Below are 19,898 nucleotides of genomic sequence, written 5' to 3'. Positions count from 1 at the left end.
CACAGGTTCTCAGTGGCTGGTTCCGTCTTCGAATGAGATTTTGTTCCAGACATTGTATTTCCCCGAAGGTTTGCGCATCGGAAGGCGCTTGATTTCCGTCTGTGTTGCCGCGTCAAACACGATTACCGCACCATCATCTTCCCAAATAGAGACCAGCGCATGGCTGCCATCCTTGGTAAACTCGGTATGGGCCACGGTCAGGCCCGGCTCTGGTATCAACACTTTGACCACCTCAAGGCTTTGCTTGTCAATCAGGTGCATCTGACCCTTATTCGGGCCGGTAAACACCCCCGCCCAGATATAAGGCGTGCCTGAGTGACTGCGCAGGAAAAAACCGGGGCCAGAAGTTTCAATCACCTTGATCAGCGACCAATCCGTCATATCGATGATAGAAATCCGCCCCTCTTGCAAATGCGGTGAGGCCATGACGCGATGATCCCCCCGCATCCAAGTGATCCCGGACCCCAGATGCGGCATGCCCGGTAACGGCAGGGTTGCGACCTCTCGGCCGACATCCAGATTGACCACGACACCGGAATCGGCACCCCGGTTGGCACCGATCAAATGGCGGTAATCGGGATCGAAAAAGAAATCATCCAAGGGGGCCGAGACATCAATCCGGCGGCGTGCGAACAGGCCTTGCTCCGCACCCAGCGATTCTTTCATGCCTGTCTCATGGCTATGGACAAAGCCGTCATGGAACGGGCCGCCATCGGGGTCGGTCGTCACCTCCCAGATCTCGGGGACATCCTTTAGCGCCAGCACAAAGGATGCCCGCTGTGGCGCCTGATAGACGGCGGAAACGCGGCTTGGCGTGCCGTCGCGTCCTTTGACCTCCATGACCTTAGCCACGGAAAGATCATCGGTCGACAGGATGGTCAGCGTCTTGGGAAGGTAGCTGGCCACCGCCAGCCATTTGCCATCATGGCTCATCGCGATATTGCGGCTGTTAATACCGGCGCGGATGCGGCCCACCTCTTGCAACGACCAGATGTCATATTTCTGCACCCAGCCATCGCGCGACATCACAAAGACAAAGCGCCCGTCGGGGCTGAACTTTGGCCCGCCATGCACGGCATAGGGGGTTTCAAACCGGTCAAGAACCTCGAATGTATCGCCGTCCAGCACCGAGATATGGCTGTCGCCAGTTTCCACGACCAGCGTGATATTCATCGGGTCGGCGGTAAAGACCGGCGCTGTGGCGGGGGTATAATCCGACATCAAATCGCGGCTTTGCATGATCTCATCCGCGCCCCAAACCGGCGGCGTGGCCAAGGGTGCCGAGATATATTCCGCAACGGCCGCAATATCTGCCGCCGAAAGCGTGGTGTGAAAGCTGGGCATCTGGGTCATGGCGCGGCCCTGATCGATCACCGCCTCAAGTGCGGCCCCCTTCAGGCGGCCAAGGCTTTCGGGGATCAAGGCCGGGCCGGTGCCGCCCAGACGGGTATCGGCATGGCAAGAGGCGCATTGATCGGCATAGATCATCGCACCATCGGGCGCGGCCAGAACCGGACCCGCCAGCAGCGCGCAAAGACTAGTTGAAACGATGTGCCGGATCATGGCTTTTGCCTCGGAATGGAGTGACGGTCAGGCGGCTGGCATCCTCGATGCCAATCTCCTCGTTGGTCAGATAGCAGGCCGGATCTTCGGCCCAGGGGTCGCCCGTCACCTGTAGCGCGCGAATGCGGGTGTTCCCGCCGCAAACCGCCTTGAAGGCACAGTCACCACAGCGCCCCTTCAGTGGGCGCGGGCGCTGGCGCAAGGTGGCCAGCATATGGTCATCCCCCGTCCAAAGTTCGCTGAACGGTGTTTGCTTGACGCTTCCCACAGTGTAATCGGACCAATAGGTATCGGGATGGACCTTGCCTTGCGGGTCGATATTGCCCACGCCAAGCCCCGATGAATTTCCGCCCCATGCCTCAAGATGCGTGCGCAGATGGGCGATTTTTTCGGGCGCAAAGCGGGCCTCGGCCCATTGCAGGAAATAAACCGCGTCAGCATCATTATTGCCCGTCACCACTTCGAATGCGTCACCCGCCTGCACGGCCTCCCATGCGCGGTCCATCAACAGGTCCATCGCGGCGCGGGTGTGGTCGTGAACGGTATCCTCACCACGGTGTTTGTCGCCCCGACCGGCGTAAACCAGATGCGAGAGGTAGAATTTATCCACCCCCTCGGCACGGCACAGATCGATCATCGCGGGCAGGGTTTCGGCATTGTCCTTGGTCAGGGTAAAGCGCAGGCCAACCTTGACGCCGCGCGCCTTGCAGGCCCGAACGCCGGCCAACGCCTCATCAAACGCGCCCTCGACCCCGCGAAACCAGTCGTTGACCTGACCGATCCCGTCCAGCGAAATCCCGACATAATCAAAGCCAAGCGCATGGATACGGTCGATATTATCGGCAACTTTGGTCCCATTGGTCGACAGCGACAAATGCCGGAAGCCCAAAGATTTCGCATGTTCGGCCAGTTCAAAGAAATCAAACCGCGACAGGGGTTCGCCCCCTGACAAAATCAGCGCAGGGATGCCAAAGCTGTGCAGATCATCCAAGACACCGATTGCCTGCTCATGGCTCAACTCCCCCGGAAACGGCACGTCGGCGGATGTGGTATAGCAGTGACGACATTTGAGGTTGCAGGTGCGGGTAAGGTTCCAGATCACCACCGGTTTGACATTGCCCGGACGCGCGCGGCGGCGCGGGGCGGTCGGGGTGATAAGTTCATGCATATACTGGCTTAGGCGGAACATGCGTCAAGCCCTTTCTGTCAGGCGCATCCCGGTCTTTTTCAGGATGCGGGTTGAATAGAGTATGTCGCTGGCCCGGCAATCATTACCAAGAAGACCGGCAATTTCGGCGCGCAGCCCCTCTACCGCGTCGCGGGTTTCGCCATGAATCATGGCAAACAGGTTATAGGGCCATTCCGGCAGGCTGCGCGGCCGCAAATAGCAGTGGGACACGAAATGCAAAGCCCCGATTTGCGGCCCGATTTCCGAGGCACGATCATCAGGCACGTCCCAAACGCTCATCCCGTTGGCAACCATGCCCAGGGCATAATGGTTGGGCGCAAGGGCGATGCGGCGAATGATGCCTTCCTCTTGCAACCTGGTGAAACGGGCCATCACGTCTTCTTCAGTCAGGTTCAGCCAATTGCCCACCTCACGGTAGGGATGCGGCGTCAACGGCAGCCCGCTTGCCGTGGCAGAGATGATCTTGCGGTCGATACTGTCGATACTCATGCCTGAACCCTGAAGCCGATGAAGAACTCTTCTAATTTAGGGAACAGATGAACCTTGAGACCGGTTTCCCCTTCGATTTGCGCGCCGATCTCTTTGATCTGTTCGGGCCGTTCGCAGGCCATCACGAACCACATGTTCAACGCGTGCTTGCGTTCATAATTATGCGCAACCTCGATATGGGCATTGACCAAAGTCACGACCTCGTCAAATCGCTCCTCGGGGACGGCCATCGCGCAGAGACAAAATGCGCCGCCCATCGCGGCGGCATCCAGAAACGGGCCGAAACGGGTGATCGCGCCGATATCGCGAAGGCGCGCAAGGCGGGCAATCACGTCATCCTCACTCAGGGCCAGTGCGGCCCCCACCTCGGCAAAGGGGGCGGCGCTGACGGGAAAACCGTCTTGCAGGGTGTTGATCAAGGCACGGTCGGCCTCATCCAAGGCATCTTTAGGCAAGGGCTCCCTGCGCATCACACCACCTCCGCGATTTGGGCACCGGATTGTTTAAAGCAACGGGTCGAGAACAAGACCCGGTGCGGCACTTGGGACAGCGCGGGCAAGGCACGCGCAGTTGCCAGCACAGCCAGCGCCTGATCGCGGCTTTTGCCGTGGATCATACAGTAAAGCTGATAGGGCCAGACGTCCGGCACCGGTCTGCGCTGATAGCACAACGTCACCCCCGGCAAGGCGGCCAGCTTTGGCCCCACCGCCGCAATGTCGCCTTCCGGCACATCCCAAACCACCATGGCGTTCGAGGTCCAGCCCAAGGTGCGGTGCCGCACGATCACGCCGAGGCGCGACACCAGCCCCGCCTTGAGCAAGGCGTCAATACGGGCAAGAACCTGCGCCTCGGTCCAGCCCAGACGGTCGGCCAGGGCGGCAAAAGGGTGGGCCACAATATCAAGTCCTTGCGACAGGGCATGCAGCAGCGGTCGATCCTCAACCCGCAAAGCCGCAGGATCAACCGCGCGGGGGGCGGCCATCGGGCGGGCATGGGCCGTCAACCGAAAACCAAGATCAATGTTAAAAGGTTTGATCAGCCGCAAATCCAGCACCCTCAGCCCTGTGCGCGCCTCTATTCGCGCCAGTGATGCACCCAGTTTGTCAGCATCGGGGGAGGTGGCGACAAACCAGAGGTTCCACTCCGCCTCACGCAGATAGGAATGGTTGACGCCGGGTTCCGCACCGACAATCGCGGCCACCTCATCCAGCCGGTCCTCGGGCACGGCAAGGGCCGCCAGCGTCGAAGCGGCCACCGTATTTGGCCGGATCGTAGCGCCCACCCGTGTCAGCGCGCCCTGCGCTTTGAGGCGGGTCAGACGGTCCAGCACACAGGCCTCCTCCAGCCCCAAGGCTTGCGCCATCGCGCCAAAGGGGCGTGGCACCAATGGCAGATCACGCTGGAACTCATCCAACAAGCGCGTGTCGATTCGGTCAAAATGTTCCATCGTCATAGGCCTGGCTGATGGGCACGGGCGGTAAAGAAGATGCCCGAGGGGGCTGCGGCCTCAATCTCGGCCAGCTTTTCGCGGGTTTTTGTATCATAGATCAGGACGCGGTTGTCATCGCGGCTGGAGATCCAGACCTCAGCCCCGCGTGGTGCAAATTCCATATGCAACACGGCTTTGCCAGGGGTCAGCGTGGCCACCACCTCATGCGAGCGACTGTCGATCACCTGCACCGTATCATTCAAAGGGGTTGCGAAGTTGACCCAGACATAGGGGCTGGCAGGTTGGGCGATGATGAACACCGGCTGACCATGTACCGCTGTACGCGCGTTTTCCTCCAGGCTATTGCGGTCGACCCAAAGAACCTCATGCTGGCCCACGGCGGGCAATACAAACTGACCCGAACTGAAGGCCCAGCCTTGCAGATGGGGCATTTTGTAAACTGGCAGATCCTCGGAGGTTTTGCCGTAATCTTGCAGGAATCGTTTGGGCTCGGGGGCATCCGCCCACAGATCGAAGGCTGTCACACCCTTTTCGCCGAAAAGCCCCACAAGATAGGTATGCGCATCATCGGTCAGCACCGCGTCATAGGGGTTCTTGCCCGCGTTGCCGATCATCTTGATATCCGGCTCCGCGCCAGAGAAATCACCTAGGAATACCTCACCACTGTCCCAGACCGCCCATGCAAAGCGACGGCCGGGCACATCGACCAGACCGATGGTCTTGCCCGCGGCCGGAATATCGGCAACCAGATCAAGCGTATCGGCGTCAAACACCTTGACCCCGCCGGGCTCGTAATTGGACACGGCAATCAGGCGGCCATCATCGGAAATCGCACCGCCGATGGAATTACCTGCCTGAACCGTGCGCGCGACCACCTCTTGCGTCAGGATATCGACCTTGGACAGGCCACCGTCGCGGGCAAAGATATAGGCAAAACGTTCATCCGGCGAATAGGTCATGCTGGCGTGCGACAGATCACCCAGCCCCTCTATCCGGCCAATCGCGGCGCGGTCGGAACGATCAACAACCACAAGGCTGCCGCTTGCACGTTCGATCACCAACCCCAGATCGCCGGTGGACTGCACCCCATCCGCCATCACCGGAGAGGCCAGAAGAGACAAGATAAGTGCTGCGGTTTTCATTGGGTTAGTCCTTTTTAAGGTAGTGTGCGATCCACATCGCCTCAGCTTCGGTCAAAAGCGGGCGCCATGGCGGCATCGCCGTTCCGGGAACGCCGTCGAGAATAATCAACGCAAGCCCTTCGGCATCTGCATGGTCCAGCGCATCAGGTGTCAAAGGGCTACCAAGGCCGCCCTTCATAGTCAAACCGTGGCATGATCCACAATCTTGAATAACCATATGTTCCAGTGCTTTTGCGCGCTCGGCGGGCACTTGAGCATGTAACGGCAGGGCAAGACAGAACAGGGCCACAAGGCTACGCATAGGCCGCCATCCCCGGCCCTTCGCAGGCCATAGCGCGGGCGATGGAGATCTCTTCATACAAGGATACAACCCGTCCGATAATAAACAAGACCGGCGCCTCCAGCATCATGGCCTCAACGCGCCCTGTGATATCTGCAAGGGTTCCAACGACACGCTCTTCGCGCGGCGTGGTGGCCGAAGCAATGGCCATGACCGGCAAATCAGGGGCCATGCCCTCTGCCTGCAACCGCATTGATATTTCGGCAATATTCGACGCCCCCATATAAACAACAAGCGTCGTTTCAGGGGAGGCAAGCGAGGCCCAATCCAGATCAAGCAGCGCATCCTTGGCCCGGTGGCCGGTGACATAGCGCACACCGGTCGCCAGCCCGCGGTGGGTCAGCGGCACGCCCGTCACACTGGCAGCCCCCTGGGCCGCCGTGATGCCGGGCACATAGCCAACCGTCACACCAGCTGCGTAAAGCTCCTCGGCCTCTTCGGAACCGCGGCCAAAAATCAGGGGGTCACCGCCCTTGAGCCGCGCCACCATCAGACCTTTGCGCGCAAGATTGACCAAGAGCGCATTGATATCGCCCTGCGCCATCTTATGGCATTTAGGCATTTTTCCAACGTCGATCAATTTCGTTCCCTGCGGGATCAAGGCCATGATCTCGGGGCTGACCAGACGATCAAACACCACCACATCGGCCGACCGGATCAGGCGCAGGGCCTTGACGGTCAAAAGCTCTGGGTCACCCGGACCTGCCCCGATCAAAAAGACCCGGCCAAGACTTTGCGTGGGAGAGGCATCATTCATAACTGGCTTCCTAAGGGGCTGGCGATGTTAAGGGGGGAATGGCCGGGGATACCCCGGCCAAACAGTTGTTTTTCAGATCAGTAAACGTCTTTACCGGTGTTATACACGTTGAACTTGCCTGTTGGCGTGATCAAACGTGGGTCCTTGATAACCTTTTTCAATTCCAGCGTCTTGTCGTCTACGACCACAATCGCGCTTTCCTTGTCCTTGGCGTTCCAGATAGAGAACCACACTTCGGTGCCCTCTTTGTTGAACTCTGGCTGAACGACGCGGGGCTGACCATCGGTAATCCCGGCCCATTCGACCAGCGGCAGGGTGGTAAAGTCAGGCTCACCCTCAGCCGCCATATCGCCGATCTTGAACACAGCCACAGAACCCGAAGTTTCTGCATCAGGGTTCAGCGTAGCGTCAACATAGAGGTGTTCAGAATTCGGGTGGGATTTCACGAACAGGGATCCACCGCCAAGCGCGCTGAATGTGTCCACGATCTGCCATGCCAGATCGGGGTGACCTTCAGGGTCGGTCCCGATAAGTGCCACCGATTCGTCCCCAAGGTGCGAGCTTGCCCAGACCGGACCATAGGTCGGGTGGGTAAAGTTGGCCCCGCGACCCGGATGCGGCGTCATGCCTTCGGTATCGGTGATGGCAACCAGCTTGGATTCCTTGGTGTCGATCACAACCAGTTTGTTGCGCGCGTTCGCCGCGGTGATGAAATAGCGCTTGGTGCTGTCCAAACCGCCATCATGCAAGAAGCGCTCTGCCTCTACCTCGGTGATTTTCAGGTTAACCAGGTCGGTATAGTCGACCATCAGGATCTTGCCGGTTTCCTTCACGTTGACGATAAATTCCGGCTTGTAATGGCTGGAAAGAATCGCGGCAACACGCGGTTCGGGGTGGTAGGTCTGCTCGTCATAGACCATGCCACGGGTGGAAACGATCTTCTTTGGTTCCAGAGTGTCACCGTCCATGATGACGAACTGGGGCGGCCAATAAGCACCGGCGATTGCCAGCTTGTCTTCCCAGCCCTCAAACTTCGAGGTCTCGACCGAGCGGGCCTCGATGCCGATTTTGACGCTGGCAACCGTTTCAGGATTTTCCATCCACAGGTCAATCATATTGACCAGACCGTCACGGCCGATCACCATCAAATAGCGGCCAGAAGCGGAAATCCGGCTGATATGAACCGCATAACCGGTCTTGATGATGGAGTGGATTTCATAGGTGGCACCGTCGATCAGGGCAATCTCGCCCGCATCGCGCAGAGTCACAGACATCAGGTTCTCGATGTCGATATCGTTCATTTTTTCTGTCGGACGGTCCTCAGGCTTGATCAGAACCTTCCAGGTTTCCATCATTTCCGGCATGCCCCATTCGGGCGGTGCTGGCGGTTCCAAGAGCAAATAGCGGGCCATCAGATCTACATCGTCTTCACTCAGATCGCCCGAGGTGCCCCAGTTCGGCATCCCTGCGGGGGAACCGTAGGTGATGAAGCTGTGCAGATACTCATAACCGTTTTCACGGGTCAGATCGGTGGTCAGCGCCTTGCCTGTCGCACCTTTGCGCAATACGCCGTGGCAGCCTGCGCAGCGTTCAAAATAAATCTTGGTGCCGCGCTGGAATTCTTCCTGGGTCATCACCGGGTCGCCTTCGCGGCGGCCAGGGATTTCGACCCTCAGTTCGCCCAAAGTCGTCATGCTGGGTTCATACATCGCGGCGGGGCCGGTGGTGTGATCCTCTACATCGGCAGGTTTGTCTTGTGCAAGGACAGGACCTGCAAGAAGGCCAAGCGCAAGTGCTGCACTGCCCCATAGAATCGTCCTGGCTTTGGTGGCTCGGGGTTTCATATGAATATCTCCGTTGAGCGGGTAAGGCTGAACACATTATGGTGAACCTTGGCGCATCCCTCCTTGACGTAGGTCAAGGCCCTGCAAGCCAGTGCATAACATAAAGGAAGAAATCTGGAGACTGGCCTTCTAAATATGTATTTATTGCCCCGCCTTTTTGTTTTGCTATTTTGCCTGACCCTCGGGATCGCCCCCGCATCCGGTCAGGGCCGGGAGCAGGGCATCACCGAGCCGACCCCTGACATGGCACAAGAGCTTTTGAAGGTTGATGGGCCGGTCACCCTTCAGCGCGTGGCCGAGGGCGTGCCGGGCTGGAATGTGTATCAAGGCGGTGGGGTTGTCGGGCATATCGCCTCCAGCAGCGAGGTTGCGGGGTCGGTCGGCTATTCGGGGCAGCCTTTGGATGTACTGGTGGCGGTGTCACCGATGGCGGTCATTACCGGCGCGCGATTGGTGCACCATAATGAACCGGTGCTGACGCTGGGGATCTCGGACGCGGATATCGCGCGCTATGTCTCGGGGTTCGCCGGGCTGGATCTGACCGCGCCAGAGAGCATATCCGCAAATGCCCCCGATGTGATCAGCCGCGCCACAGTTTCGACCGGCGTGATCCGCGATGGCATTTTGCGCACCGCACGCACAATTGCAATTGCACGCGGGTTGATCCGCGGCGCAGGTATTGACCGGATCAGCTTTACCCCGCTGGATTGGGTGGGCCTGCAACAGATGAACGCTGTGGCCGAAACGCAAGTCAGCATGACCGCCGCCGCCGCCGCCCTTGCCGGTGCCAAAGTGCCGGTTCAGCCCGGTGACGGGGATTTCTTGCGGCTTTATGCGGCGATCATCGACACACCGACCGTTGGCCAAAACCTGCTGGGACAACAGCAATTTACCCGCATTATCGGTGGGCTTGGCGCGGGGCAATCCGCGCTTATGGTTGCATCTGCAGGGTTGCAATCACATCGCGGCACCGCATGGCGGCGCAGCGGGGTGTTTGACCGGCTGACGATCGTCCAAGGCAACACCCGTTGGCAGCCGGGCGCAGACAGCTATACCATGATCGAAAGTCTGGTGCCCGAAGATGCACCCGCGATGAAAGAGGTCAGCCTCTTTGCTCTGCCCCCCACAATCGACCCCACCGTCCCCTTTTTGGTAGAAGTCACCGCAACCCGCCCCAGCAGCGGTGCCGATATCGAAATGATCATCACTCTGCCCTACAGCCTACCCGAAACGTTTCACTTGGCCGCCCCCGAAGCCGCGCCGCTTTGGCATGATATCTGGATGAAAAAGCGGCCTGAGGCCGTGATTGTCGTGGTCATGCTGACCTGTCTGACGCTGATCCTCTTTGCCCAAGGTGCCATCACCCGCCGCCCGAAACTGTGGCTCCGCCTGCGGCTCGGGTTTTTGCTGACCACATTTCTGGTGTTGGGCATGGGGTTGAATGGCCAGCTTTCGGTGGTGCAGGTCGTGGCCTTTCTCCATGCCCTGCTGACCGGATTTCGCTGGGAGACATTTCTAGCCGATCCGGTAATCTTTTTGCTTTGGGGGTTTACCGCACTGGGGCTGCTATTTTGGGGGCGCGGGGTCTACTGCGGCTGGCTGTGCCCATTTGGCGCGCTGCAAGAGCTGACAAATGCTGCGGCCCAACGCCTTGGCATCCGGCAGATCGCAGTGCCGCAGGGGGTGCATGAGCGGCTTTGGGTGATCAAATATACGCTGTTCGTGGTGATCCTCGCCATGTCTTTTTATTCCATGCATGACGCGATTCTGCTGGCCGAGGTGGAGCCGTTCAAAACCGCCATCTCCATGCGGTTCATCCGCGCCTGGCCCTTCGTGCTGTTCGTGCTGCTGTTGCTTGGCGCAGGTTTGTTCATTGAGCGATTCTTTTGCCGCTACCTTTGCCCGCTTGGCGCAGGGCTGGCAATTCCTGCCAAGTTGAAAATCTTTGACTGGCTGCGTCGGCGTCCACAATGCGGACGTGAATGCCGCCTGTGTGAAACCAAATGTACCGTAGGTGCGATAGACCCCTTGGGCCGCATCAACCCCAATGAATGTGTTTTGTGCCTGCGCTGTCAGGTGATCATGGCGGACCCTACCCAATGCCCCGTCCTGAAACGCCGCGCCCGCACATCCTAAGGAGAATGACGATGACCACCCTCAAACGGTTCTTTAGTGATGGTTACAGGGTCTTTTTTCTGGCTGCAGCCCTGTTTGCCATGCTGTCGATTGCGGTCTGGGAAGGCTGGCTTGCGATTCAGGCCATGGGCGGCATGGCGGATTTGCCTGTGCGCCCTGCCCCGCATCTGTGGCACGCGCATGAGATGATCTTTGGCTTTGGTGCGGCCGCTGTTGGCGGGTTTTTCTTGACAGCGGTGCCGAACTGGACCGGGGCCAAGGCCGCACCGCATGTGTTTGTTGCGGTGGTTGCAGGGCTTTGGCTGCTGGGGCGGTTGGCGCTTTGGTATTCCGGCGTTTTGCCACCCACCATTGTTGCCGTGGCCGATCTTGCCTTTGTGCCTGTCTTGATGCTGAAGGTATTGATGCAACTGCTGCACAAGCCCAAGCCGCAACAGATGATCTTTATGGTGATCCTCACGCTTTACTGGGCGGCCAATCTGATGGTGCATATGGAATGGGTCGATCTGCTGCAAGACGGGGTTTGGGCCGGGTTGCGCATGGGGCTGGTGACGCTTTGTGCCATGATTATGGTGCTTGGCGGGCGGGTCACACCGGGCTTTACCCGCAATGCGATGGTGCGTGCGGGCCGCGAACATGACCTGCCGCGCAACCCCGCGCCCTTGGCGGCCTTTGCGATTGCGGCGGCCTTGATTCAACCTGCGGGCTATCTGTTGGGTCTGCCGGACGGGATCATGGGGGCCACGGCCATTGCGGCCGGTCTTGCCGGATTGGCGCGCGTGGCACTGTGGCGCGGTCTTTGGACATGGCGTCAGCCGATTCTATGGGTGATGCACATCGGTTATGCGCTGAATGCGGCGGGCTTTTTGTTCCTTGGCCTTTCGGATATCGGGATCGGGAACGAGATGGCCGCCCTGCATATTCTGGGTATCGGCGGCGTCGGCACCATGACCTATGCCGTGATGTCACGTGCGATACTGGGCCACAGCGGGCGGGCCCTGATCGCCCCGCGCGGGGTGGCTGTTGGCTATGCGCTGATTCCGCTGGCGGTTCTGGCACGCGTCATCGGCTCGGTCTTGCCCGGGCTTTACTATCCAGCGGTGCTGACGGCGGGGGCGCTTTGGATCATTGCATTTGCGCTGTTTACAGCCTGTATGTGGGAACCGATCTGGGGCGCGCGCGCCAGCCGCACAGAAAAGGCCCCGCAATGATGAAACGTCGTCGTTTCCTTGCGATTTCCGCAGCCTTTGCCGCCGGGCCCGCCCTTGCTACCGCACAGGTGCAAGACTGGCACGGCAAGGGCTTGGGATCCGCGTTGCATCTGCGGCTGGTCGGCGTGCCTGCAGCACAGGCAGCGCTGGTCTGGCATAAGGTGGAACGCGTAATTGCCCGGGTTGAGCAAGCCGCCTCATTGCATCAAGACAGCGCCCTGCGCAGGTTGAACCGGAATGGGCATCTTGCCTATCCCGACCCGGATCTGGCGGGGCTTATGGTGCTTTCGGACCAAATCCACAGCACGACCAATGGGGCCTTTGACCCCTCTGTTCAGCCGCTCTGGCTGGCGCAGGCGCAGGGCGACGACACGCAGGCCGCAGCGAAACATGTTGGCTGGGGCCGGATCACCCATAGCAAGTCCGAGATCACCCTGCCGCGCGGCGCGGCGCTTACTTTCAACGGCATTGCCCAAGGCTGGGCCGCTGACCGTATCGCGGATCTTTTGCGCAGCGAAGGGTTCCGTGATGTCCTGATCGATATGGGCGAGGTGGTCGCCCTCGGTCAAAACCAGAATGGCACACCTTGGCGCGCAGCCATCGCGAACCCCGGTGGCGCCGAGCTGGCACGCGTTGAACTATCCAACCGCGCGCTTGCCACCTCCAGCCCAAGGGGAACGCTGATCGGGCAGGCAAGCCCGCATATCTTGCACCCAAAGCTGGTTCCGCTTTGGTCCACGGTTTCGGTATCTGCCCCCACAGCCGCGCTTGCTGATGCGCTGTCCACCGCCTTCTGCCTGATGCCGCGACCAGCAATTAACACAACCCTGGCGCGCTTTCCGCTCGCCTCATTGGAAAGAATTGTCTAAAACCCTAAACCATGCGCTAGGATTGACTTTGGTTAAGGACCAACTAGCCTAGCCGCTACATACGAAAACAATCTGCAATCATTGGGAAGGATCCTCGCATGCGCGAAGTCATGACCAAGAGCATGGCCCGCAATATCTTTTACGGTGGGTCGCTGTTCTTTATCGCTATATTCGTGGGTCTTTCGGTCCACTCTCACTACTACATCGTAAACGTATCGACGAATAAAGCCACGCTGACCGAAGAAGTCGCCGCGGGCAAGCATCTGTGGGAAAAGCATGGCTGCGTGAATTGCCATACGATTCTGGGCGAAGGTGCCTATTTCGCACCTGAGTTGGGCAACGTTATGACCCGCTGGGGCGTGGAAGATGACCAAGAGGCAGCGTTTGAAAGCCTCAAGGGCTGGATGGACGCCATGCCCAGCGGCATCGAGGGCCGTCGCCAGATGCCGAACTTCAACCTGACCGACGCCGAATACCGCGAATTGGCCGATTTCCTGCTGTGGACAAATACAATCCGCAACCAGGACTGGCCGCCGAATGATGCGGGTTAAGGGGACAGAATAATGAAATACAAAACCCAAAAAATCGCTCTGGCCTATTTCGTGACCGCGATGGCGCTTTTCGCCGTTCAGGTCTCGCTGGGCCTTATCATGGGCTGGATCTATGTCGATGGAAACTTCCTGACAGAGATTTTGCCCTTTAACGTGGCGCGTATGCTGCACACCAACAGCCTTGTCGTCTGGCTGCTGACAGGCTTCTTCGGCGCGGCCTATTACCTTGTGCCAGAGGAATCCGAACAGGAAATCCACTCCGTCAAGCTGGCCTATTTGCAGCTTGCGATCCTGATCATCGGCACTGCCGGTGTTGTGTTGACCTATACGTTCAACCTGTTTGAGGGCAACTTCCTGCTGGGCAAAGAGGGGCGTGAGTTCCTTGAGCAACCCCGCTGGGTCAAGGTCGGCATCGTCGTGGCCGCGCTGATCTTCCTTTACAACATCTCGATGACGGTGCTGAAGGGCAAGAAAACCGCAATCACCAACATCTTGATTCTGGGCCTGTGGCTGATCGCGCTGCTGTTCCTCTTTGCGTTCTACAATCCCGAAAACCTTGCACTCGACAAACAATACTGGTGGTTCGTGATCCACTTGTGGGTTGAGGGTACTTGGGAACTGGTCATGGCCTCTATCCTTGCCTTCTTGATGATGAAGCTGACGGGTGTTGACCGGGAAATCGTGGAAAAATGGCTTTATGTCATCGTGGCCACCGCGTTGTTCTCGGGCATCCTTGGCACCGGCCACCACTATTTCTTCATCGGGATGCCGGGCTATTGGCTCTGGATCGGGTCTATCTTTTCGACCTTTGAGGTGGTTCCCTTCTTTGGCATGATGGCATTCGCCTTTGTCATGGTCTGGAAAGGCCGCCGCGATCACCCAAACAAGGCCGCTTTGCTCTGGTCCTTGGGTTGCGCCACACTTGCCTTCTTTGGTGCTGGCGTCTGGGGTTTCCTGCACACGCTGCACGGGGTCAACTATTACACCCACGGCACGCAGATCACCGCAGCCCACGGCCACCTTGCCTTCTTTGGTGCCTATGTCGCGCTGAACCTTGCGATCATCACCTATGCGATGCCGCAACTTCTGGGCCGTGACCCCTATAACCAAGTGCTCAACATGGCATCCTTCTGGCTGATGTCATCGGGGATGGTGTTCATGACCGTGACGCTTACGCTTGCCGGTACGGTACAAACCCACCTGCAGCGCGTGAACGGCGAGGGCTTCATGGATGTGCAAGATCAGCTTTGGATCTTCTTCGTCATGCGCTTTGGCTCTGGTGTGGCGGTTGTTCTGGGCGCACTCTTGTTCCTCTATGCGGTGCTGCGGCCCCGCAAAGAGATCGTAAGCCCCGGCCCGATCGAACGTGACCGCCTGAAAAGCGATCCCGACCATATTGCAGCGGAGTGATGACAATGGACGGAACCTTGAACCTGAAGGGGGCGGCAGATGCCCCCTTCTACCTGCCGCAAAGCGATGAATGCGATATCTTCGCTGCTGCTGCTGCCCACGACCTTCCCGTTCTGCTCAAAGGGCCGACCGGCTGTGGCAAGACGCGCTTTGTAGCCCATATGGCCGCCCGGCTTGGCCGTCCGCTCTATACGGTGGCTTGCCATGACGACCTTTCCGCTGCCGATCTGATCGGGCGTTACCTGCTTAAAGGTGGCGAAACCGTCTGGGTCGATGGCCCGCTGACCCGCGCCGTGCGCGAGGGTGCGATTTGCTATCTTGATGAGGTGGTCGAGGCACGGCGCGATGTCACCGTGGTCTTGCACCCTTTGACCGATGACCGCCGCATCCTGCCGATCGACCGCACCGGCGAGGAACTGGAAGCGGCCCCCGGATTTTTGTTGGTTGCCAGCTACAACCCCGGCTACCAAAACATCATGAAGACGCTCAAGCCCTCCACCCGTCAGCGGTTTGTCAGCCTCGAATTCAACTTCCCCAAGATGGAACATGAAATCCCCGTTGTGGCCCGCGAATCCGGGCTGGATGAGGATCGGGTGAAACCGCTTGTCCGTCTGGCAAATAAATTGCGCGCCATGAAGGGCCAGGACCTTGAGGAAGGGGTCTCCACCCGTCTTGTGGTCTATGCCGCCACGCTTATTGCAGGCGGAATGGCGATTGAGCGTGCTATCCAAACCGCAATGATCGAGCCTTTGGCCGATGATGCGGATGTTAAGGCGGGGCTCCGCGATCTTGTGACCGCCGTTTTCGGGTGAGGCCGGTGATGTCACGGATCGAATTTGAACCATGGGAACCCGAAGAAACGATCGGGAAACTGTGGCACGCCTTTGCCAGTCGTCTGGACGCTGATCCCGTACACGACGGAGCCCGTGTTCCACTGTCACAAGTGGGCGGACGGCTGGCAGTTCTTTTTCGGGGCTTGGGTGGCGACCCGGCGGTAGAGCTTAAACCCGTCGTCGACGAGGTCAGCCACCACCGCCTCTCGCTCAAGCGCAAACTTGGCACTTGGGCCGATGAAACCCCTCGCGCCACCTTTGATGGTGCGGCCCTGCGCCTGCCCGAGTCGCTGGCGGTCTTTCCGGCACCCGAGGCGAATGCCGCCCTTTACATCTGGCTTGCGGCCTCTGCGGCCCATGCGGGCGGTTTTGCGGCAAATGATGACAAGCTGCGCGCTGATCTGGCCGCCTTGTCGGCCGCACAGAAAATGGTTGCCGATACGCTGGAAAATGCACCCGGTTTCCGCGCGCTTTACACCGATCTGTGCGGGGCCGTTCTGGCCACCCGCAAAACCCCGCGCCTGCCCGATGCCGAGCGCACCGTAGAGGCGGTTATCCTACATATTCTGGGCGACCCTGCCCCGCTATCGCCCAAGGCCGCGCGGATGCTTGCGGCGGTCAACTCGGGCGATCTCTCGGCCTACCGCGCCCCGCGCGGCTACCGCCCCTTCCGGCCTGTGGCGCTGTGGCCCGACCTTCGTAAACTGGACCGCTCAGAGGCGACTGTGGTTGAGAGCCGCGAAACCGAAGGCACCCCCGAGCAGGGCGATACCGAGGGCCGCACCCGCCGCGCCAAGCGCCGCAAATCCGAACAGGCAGAGCGTAACGACAGCTTTATCTTGCATAAGTTCGAGGCGATCCTGTCTTGGGCGGAATTCGTCAACCTCAACCGCCGCGTGGATGAGGATGATGATGACGACGCCAAAAAGGCCGCCGATGATCATGATGAAATCGGCCTTGGGCAGCTTTCCAAAGCGCCCGCCACCCGGTTGAAGCTGCACCTCGACCTCGCCCCCGAAGATGTCGACCGCGAGTCGCTTTCGGGCATCAGCACCTATCCTGAATGGGATGTGCGGACCGGCACCTATCTGCCCGCCCATGCGCGGGTTCTGTTCTCGGACATCGTACCGGGCGACCACATCTCACCGTTTCAGGACGATCCCGGCGCGCAGGCCCGCATCCGCGCGGTACGCCGCCAGTTTGAGGCCTTGCGCCCCAGCCGCGTCTCTACACCCGGTCACCCCGAGGGCGATGAACTGGACATGGACCGCACCGTGCGCGCGCAGGTCGATTTCATGGCGACAGGGGATGGGTCTGATCGGATCTGGCGCCAAACCCGGACCGAGAAACGCGATCTGGCGGTGTCGATCCTGTTGGATGTATCGCGGTCAACCGAAAGTGCGATCCCCGGCCACGGCCACGGCGGACGCGCGGTGATTGATGTCGAACGAGAGGCCCTGACCGCGCTGGCATGGGGGCTGGATACCTGCGGCGATGATGTGGCGATAAACGCGTTTTCCTCGCTCAAGCGGGACCGGGTTTATGTGCAACGCGCCAAGGGTTTCAACGAAAAGATGGGCCCGATGGTAGAGGCGAAAATCGCCAGCCTGCGGCCGGGACACTACACCCGTCTGGGGGCTGCGATCCGTCACGTCTCGGCCGAACTGGCACAGCAGGGGCGCAAGCGGCGGTTGCTTTTGGTGATCACCGACGGCAAACCCAATGACCTTGACCATTACGAGGGCCGCCACGGGATTGAGGACAGCCGCATGGCCGTCCGCGAGGCGCGCCGTATGGGACATTCCGTCTTTGGCATCACCGTGGACCGCGACGGCAAAAGCTGGTTCCCGCGTATCTTTGATCAGGGCGGTTTCACCCTGATCCCCGCGCCCGAAAAGCTGACCCAGGCCCTGCCGATGATTTACCGACATCTGGTGATGGGATGACAGATAACGCGCAAACCACAACCGAGCCGCCCTTTTGGGAAAACCTGCCCGGCGATCTGATGATGTGGGTTATGATCGTGTCGGAACTGCTGATCTTTGGCGCCGGGCTTGCGGTTTTTCTGTTCCTGCGGCTGATGGACCCTGCGGGTTTTGCCGAGGCGCAGACCTATCTGCACCGCACAGGTGCCGGCATTGGCACCGTGGTTCTGGTTACCTCGGGCTGGCTTGCGGCCGTGGCGGCCCATAGCACCGACCGCATCTGGCGGTGCCGTGCGTTGCTGGCCGGTGCCACGCTGCTGGGGGCCGTGTTCATGGGCATCAAAGGCCAGGAATGGGCCGATCTTTTTGCCCAGGGCATCAGCTTTGAAACCCATGTATTCTTTACCTTTTCCTTTATGCTGACCGGGTTTCACGCCGCCCATGTCATTGCGGGCATGTTGTTGCTGGCGTTTGTCGCTATCCGCCCCAATCCGCGCAGCGTCGAGGTTGGCGCCGCCTTTTGGCATATGGTCGATCTGGTCTGGATATTGGTCTTTCCCGTGGTGTATCTGCTATGACCCTGACACGCGCATGGGCGACGTTGATCGCCCTTTCCATCCTGTCCACCGCCGTCGCCGCCTTGGGGCTCGAGGGGCGTTGGCTGGCGCTCATCGTGCTGCCACTGGCCTGGGCCAAGGCACAGATCATCCTCAACCGCTATCTCGGGTTAAGCCAAGCCCCCGATATCGCACGCGGTTTTGCGATATCGCTGGGGCTTTTCATGCTGGTACTGATCGCGCTGGCGGTGATTGGCACCCATTAGGCTGGATCGCGAAAGAACCCGGCAAAGGGTTCGGGCAGCGCAAACTCCTTAAGGGCAAGCGCACGGGCCCGAGCCGACATCTTGCGCGCGGTTTTGTCAACAATGCCCGGCAACTCTTCGGCGGTGCGTTCGGCGGCAAAGGGTGCAAAATACCAGCGCAGGAAGGTGAAACAGATCACATCCTCCAGCGCCTGCACCTCGGCATCGCGTTTGATGCCTTCCTTGCGCAGCAAAACGCCCACACGGTCGCAATCATCCTGGTCATAGCCCGCTTCGGCCATAATCTCTGCCACACGCAGGCCGTGCCGTCGCCCCTGTTCCTTGCGCCACGCGTGATAGCCTGCTTTGCCCTCGGGAAAATCACTGCGCAACAACAGCCAGCGTTCGATATGCTGGCCGCGCGCGGCAATGGCCAGAACCTCGCTTGGCGCGGGCACCAGTTGCGCCAGTTCCACACTCATCCTTTCGCCGTAAAGCAGGGCTGCGGGGCGACCATCCTCAAGCTTTGGGTCGCGGGCGTTTGCGGCGTCGATCATCGCCAGCGCATGGGTAAGCCGGGTCATCAGCGCGCCCATGCCTGAGCAGGGTCCTGCTCGATATAATCACGCAAGAGCGACACATTCCCGATGATCGCCACATTCTGTTTGATTGTCACGTCCTGCTCCTTCAACCTTGCAAACGCCCTGCTGAGGCTTTCGGGTTTCATTCCCAAACGTCCCGCAATCAGCACCTTGTCATAGGGCAGTGTCACCTCACAACGACCCGCGCCGCAAGGGGCAAGTTCCAGCAGGAATTCTGCCACCCGCTGCGCGCCGGTCTGCGCCTTCAAGGCCTCGATCTGCTCCACCAATCCGTGCAGATGTGTATAGGTTGCTGATAACATAGAGATCGCGATTTCCGGGTTTTCACGCAGCAGCCGCAAAAAGACGCTCGCCTCTATACGAATCAATGTGCAATCGGTCACGGCCTCGGAGGCAACCGGATAGGTATCATGGCGAAAGGCGACTGCCTCACCGAAACTATGGCCCTTGGTGAAAACGCCGACCACCGCCTCGGCCCCATTGGGCGCAATGCGGTATAGTTTAACCCAGCCTTCGGCGACGATATAGATCGCGCTGGCGCGCTCTCCTTGCAGGAAAATGCAGGTGCCGCGGTCGTATTGGCGCACATGCGATGCCGCCAAAAGCACCTCAACCACGCTGGCCGGAGCGGCCGACAACAGGACCGACTGACGGGCAAGTTCAATATGTTCGGGCTTCATCGGCGCAAACTCCTTTTATTCAGAAACCCTAACAGAGCCGGTGCCAAAGCGCGACAGCGAAACCGGAAAACGGGGGAATTGGTCGCATCACAGCCGCAGATCGTC

20 protein-coding genes are annotated in these 19,898 nt (G+C 59.5%); 9 read left to right on the top strand and 11 right to left on the bottom strand.

The genetic code is table 11. The features are described 5' to 3' along the window. Positions 1-9 precede the first annotated feature (9 nt). The 9 genes from AKU94_RS15195 to AKU94_RS15155 all read right to left on the bottom strand — a co-directional run bounded on the left by AKU94_RS15195 (position 10) and on the right by AKU94_RS15155 (position 8,774). Positions 10-1,563: a nitrite reductase gene (locus AKU94_RS15195; protein ID WP_050528099.1), complete on the bottom strand. Its 1,554-nt coding sequence runs from the start codon at positions 1,561-1,563 to the stop codon at positions 10-12. Continuing rightward, positions 1,538-2,752 carry a heme d1 biosynthesis radical SAM protein NirJ gene (nirJ, locus tag AKU94_RS15190; RefSeq protein ID WP_050528098.1) on the bottom strand — a complete coding sequence of 405 codons (1,215 nt, stop codon included), beginning with the start codon at positions 2,750-2,752 and terminating at the stop codon, positions 1,538-1,540. Before nirJ ends, AKU94_RS15195 begins: the two co-directional genes overlap by 26 nt. 3 nt (positions 2,753-2,755) lie before the next feature. Beyond that, positions 2,756-3,241, bottom strand: a complete 486-nt coding sequence (gene ahbB / locus AKU94_RS15185; protein WP_050528097.1) for a siroheme decarboxylase subunit beta — start codon at positions 3,239-3,241, stop codon at positions 2,756-2,758. Next, on the bottom strand, positions 3,238-3,711 hold the full coding sequence (locus AKU94_RS15180) for an Lrp/AsnC family transcriptional regulator (protein ID WP_050528096.1): 474 nt from the start codon (positions 3,709-3,711) through the stop codon (positions 3,238-3,240). The genes ahbB (AKU94_RS15185) and AKU94_RS15180 overlap by 4 nt, the downstream gene beginning before the upstream one ends. Beyond that, on the bottom strand, positions 3,711-4,688 hold the full coding sequence (gene ahbB / locus AKU94_RS15175; protein WP_050528166.1) for a siroheme decarboxylase subunit beta: 978 nt from the start codon (positions 4,686-4,688) through the stop codon (positions 3,711-3,713). Before ahbB (AKU94_RS15175) ends, AKU94_RS15180 begins: the two co-directional genes overlap by 1 nt. Positions 4,689-4,690: 2 nt before the next feature. Further along, positions 4,691-5,833, bottom strand: a complete 1,143-nt coding sequence (locus tag AKU94_RS15170) for a cytochrome D1 domain-containing protein (RefSeq protein WP_050528095.1) — start codon at positions 5,831-5,833, stop codon at positions 4,691-4,693. Positions 5,834-5,837: 4 nt separating this feature from the next. Continuing rightward, positions 5,838-6,134 carry a c-type cytochrome gene (locus tag AKU94_RS15165; protein WP_050528094.1) on the bottom strand — a complete coding sequence of 99 codons (297 nt, stop codon included), beginning with the start codon at positions 6,132-6,134 and terminating at the stop codon, positions 5,838-5,840. Beyond that, positions 6,127-6,930, bottom strand: a complete 804-nt coding sequence (gene cobA / locus AKU94_RS15160) for a uroporphyrinogen-III C-methyltransferase (protein ID WP_050528093.1) — start codon at positions 6,928-6,930, stop codon at positions 6,127-6,129. Before cobA ends, AKU94_RS15165 begins: the two co-directional genes overlap by 8 nt. A 77-nt stretch (positions 6,931-7,007) precedes the next feature. Then, entirely contained in the window at positions 7,008-8,774 is a 1,767-nt protein-coding gene (locus AKU94_RS15155; protein ID WP_050528092.1) for a nitrite reductase, read from the bottom strand. A 135-nt stretch (positions 8,775-8,909) separates the two neighbouring features. Between AKU94_RS15155 and AKU94_RS15150 the strand changes: the two genes are divergently transcribed. The 9 genes from AKU94_RS15150 (at position 8,910) to AKU94_RS15110 (ending at position 18,532) form a co-directional block, all read left to right on the top strand. Beyond that, positions 8,910-10,910, top strand: a complete 2,001-nt coding sequence (locus tag AKU94_RS15150) for a 4Fe-4S binding protein (protein WP_050528091.1) — start codon at positions 8,910-8,912, stop codon at positions 10,908-10,910. Positions 10,911-10,921: 11 nt separating this feature from the next. Next, entirely contained in the window at positions 10,922-12,121 is a 1,200-nt protein-coding gene (locus tag AKU94_RS15145) for an NnrS family protein (protein ID WP_050528165.1), read from the top strand. Beyond that, complete coding sequence (locus AKU94_RS15140; protein ID WP_050528090.1) at positions 12,118-12,990, top strand: FAD:protein FMN transferase; 873 nt, start codon at positions 12,118-12,120, stop codon at positions 12,988-12,990. Before AKU94_RS15145 ends, AKU94_RS15140 begins: the two co-directional genes overlap by 4 nt. 98 nt (positions 12,991-13,088) lie before the next feature. After that, complete coding sequence (locus AKU94_RS15135; protein ID WP_050528089.1) at positions 13,089-13,541, top strand: c-type cytochrome; 453 nt, start codon at positions 13,089-13,091, stop codon at positions 13,539-13,541. 12 nt (positions 13,542-13,553) lie between these two features. Further along, on the top strand, positions 13,554-14,951 hold the full coding sequence (locus AKU94_RS15130; RefSeq protein WP_050528088.1) for a cbb3-type cytochrome c oxidase subunit I: 1,398 nt from the start codon (positions 13,554-13,556) through the stop codon (positions 14,949-14,951). A gap of 5 nt (positions 14,952-14,956) precedes the next feature. Beyond that, the gene (locus AKU94_RS15125) at positions 14,957-15,763 is read left to right on the top strand and encodes a CbbQ/NirQ/NorQ/GpvN family protein (protein WP_408633703.1); all 807 of its coding nucleotides are present in this window, start codon (positions 14,957-14,959) and stop codon (positions 15,761-15,763) included. 8 nt (positions 15,764-15,771) lie between these two features. Next, a complete protein-coding gene (locus AKU94_RS15120) occupies positions 15,772-17,730 on the top strand; it encodes a nitric oxide reductase activation protein NorD (RefSeq protein ID WP_050528164.1) in 1,959 nt (652 codons plus the stop codon). After that, positions 17,727-18,287 carry a cytochrome c oxidase subunit 3 gene (locus AKU94_RS15115; RefSeq protein WP_050528086.1) on the top strand — a complete coding sequence of 187 codons (561 nt, stop codon included), beginning with the start codon at positions 17,727-17,729 and terminating at the stop codon, positions 18,285-18,287. Before AKU94_RS15120 ends, AKU94_RS15115 begins: the two co-directional genes overlap by 4 nt. After that, on the top strand, positions 18,284-18,532 hold the full coding sequence (locus AKU94_RS15110) for a cytochrome C oxidase subunit IV family protein (protein ID WP_050528085.1): 249 nt from the start codon (positions 18,284-18,286) through the stop codon (positions 18,530-18,532). The genes AKU94_RS15115 and AKU94_RS15110 overlap by 4 nt, the downstream gene beginning before the upstream one ends. Here the strand turns inward: AKU94_RS15110 and AKU94_RS15105 are convergent. Further along, positions 18,529-19,095 carry a DUF4202 domain-containing protein gene (locus tag AKU94_RS15105; protein ID WP_050528163.1) on the bottom strand — a complete coding sequence of 189 codons (567 nt, stop codon included), beginning with the start codon at positions 19,093-19,095 and terminating at the stop codon, positions 18,529-18,531. The two genes, AKU94_RS15110 and AKU94_RS15105, sit on opposite strands and share 4 nt — an antisense overlap. Further along, entirely contained in the window at positions 19,095-19,793 is a 699-nt protein-coding gene (locus tag AKU94_RS15100) for a Crp/Fnr family transcriptional regulator (protein ID WP_050528084.1), read from the bottom strand. The genes AKU94_RS15105 and AKU94_RS15100 overlap by 1 nt, the downstream gene beginning before the upstream one ends. Positions 19,794-19,898: the final 105 nt, after the last annotated feature.

It is taken from the genome of Pseudorhodobacter aquimaris (assembly GCF_001202025.1).
Classification (GTDB): Bacteria; Pseudomonadota; Alphaproteobacteria; order Rhodobacterales; family Rhodobacteraceae; genus Pseudorhodobacter; species Pseudorhodobacter aquimaris.
The sequence above is the reverse complement of the archived record's forward strand: the minus strand, read 5'-3'. Positions and strand labels throughout refer to the sequence as shown.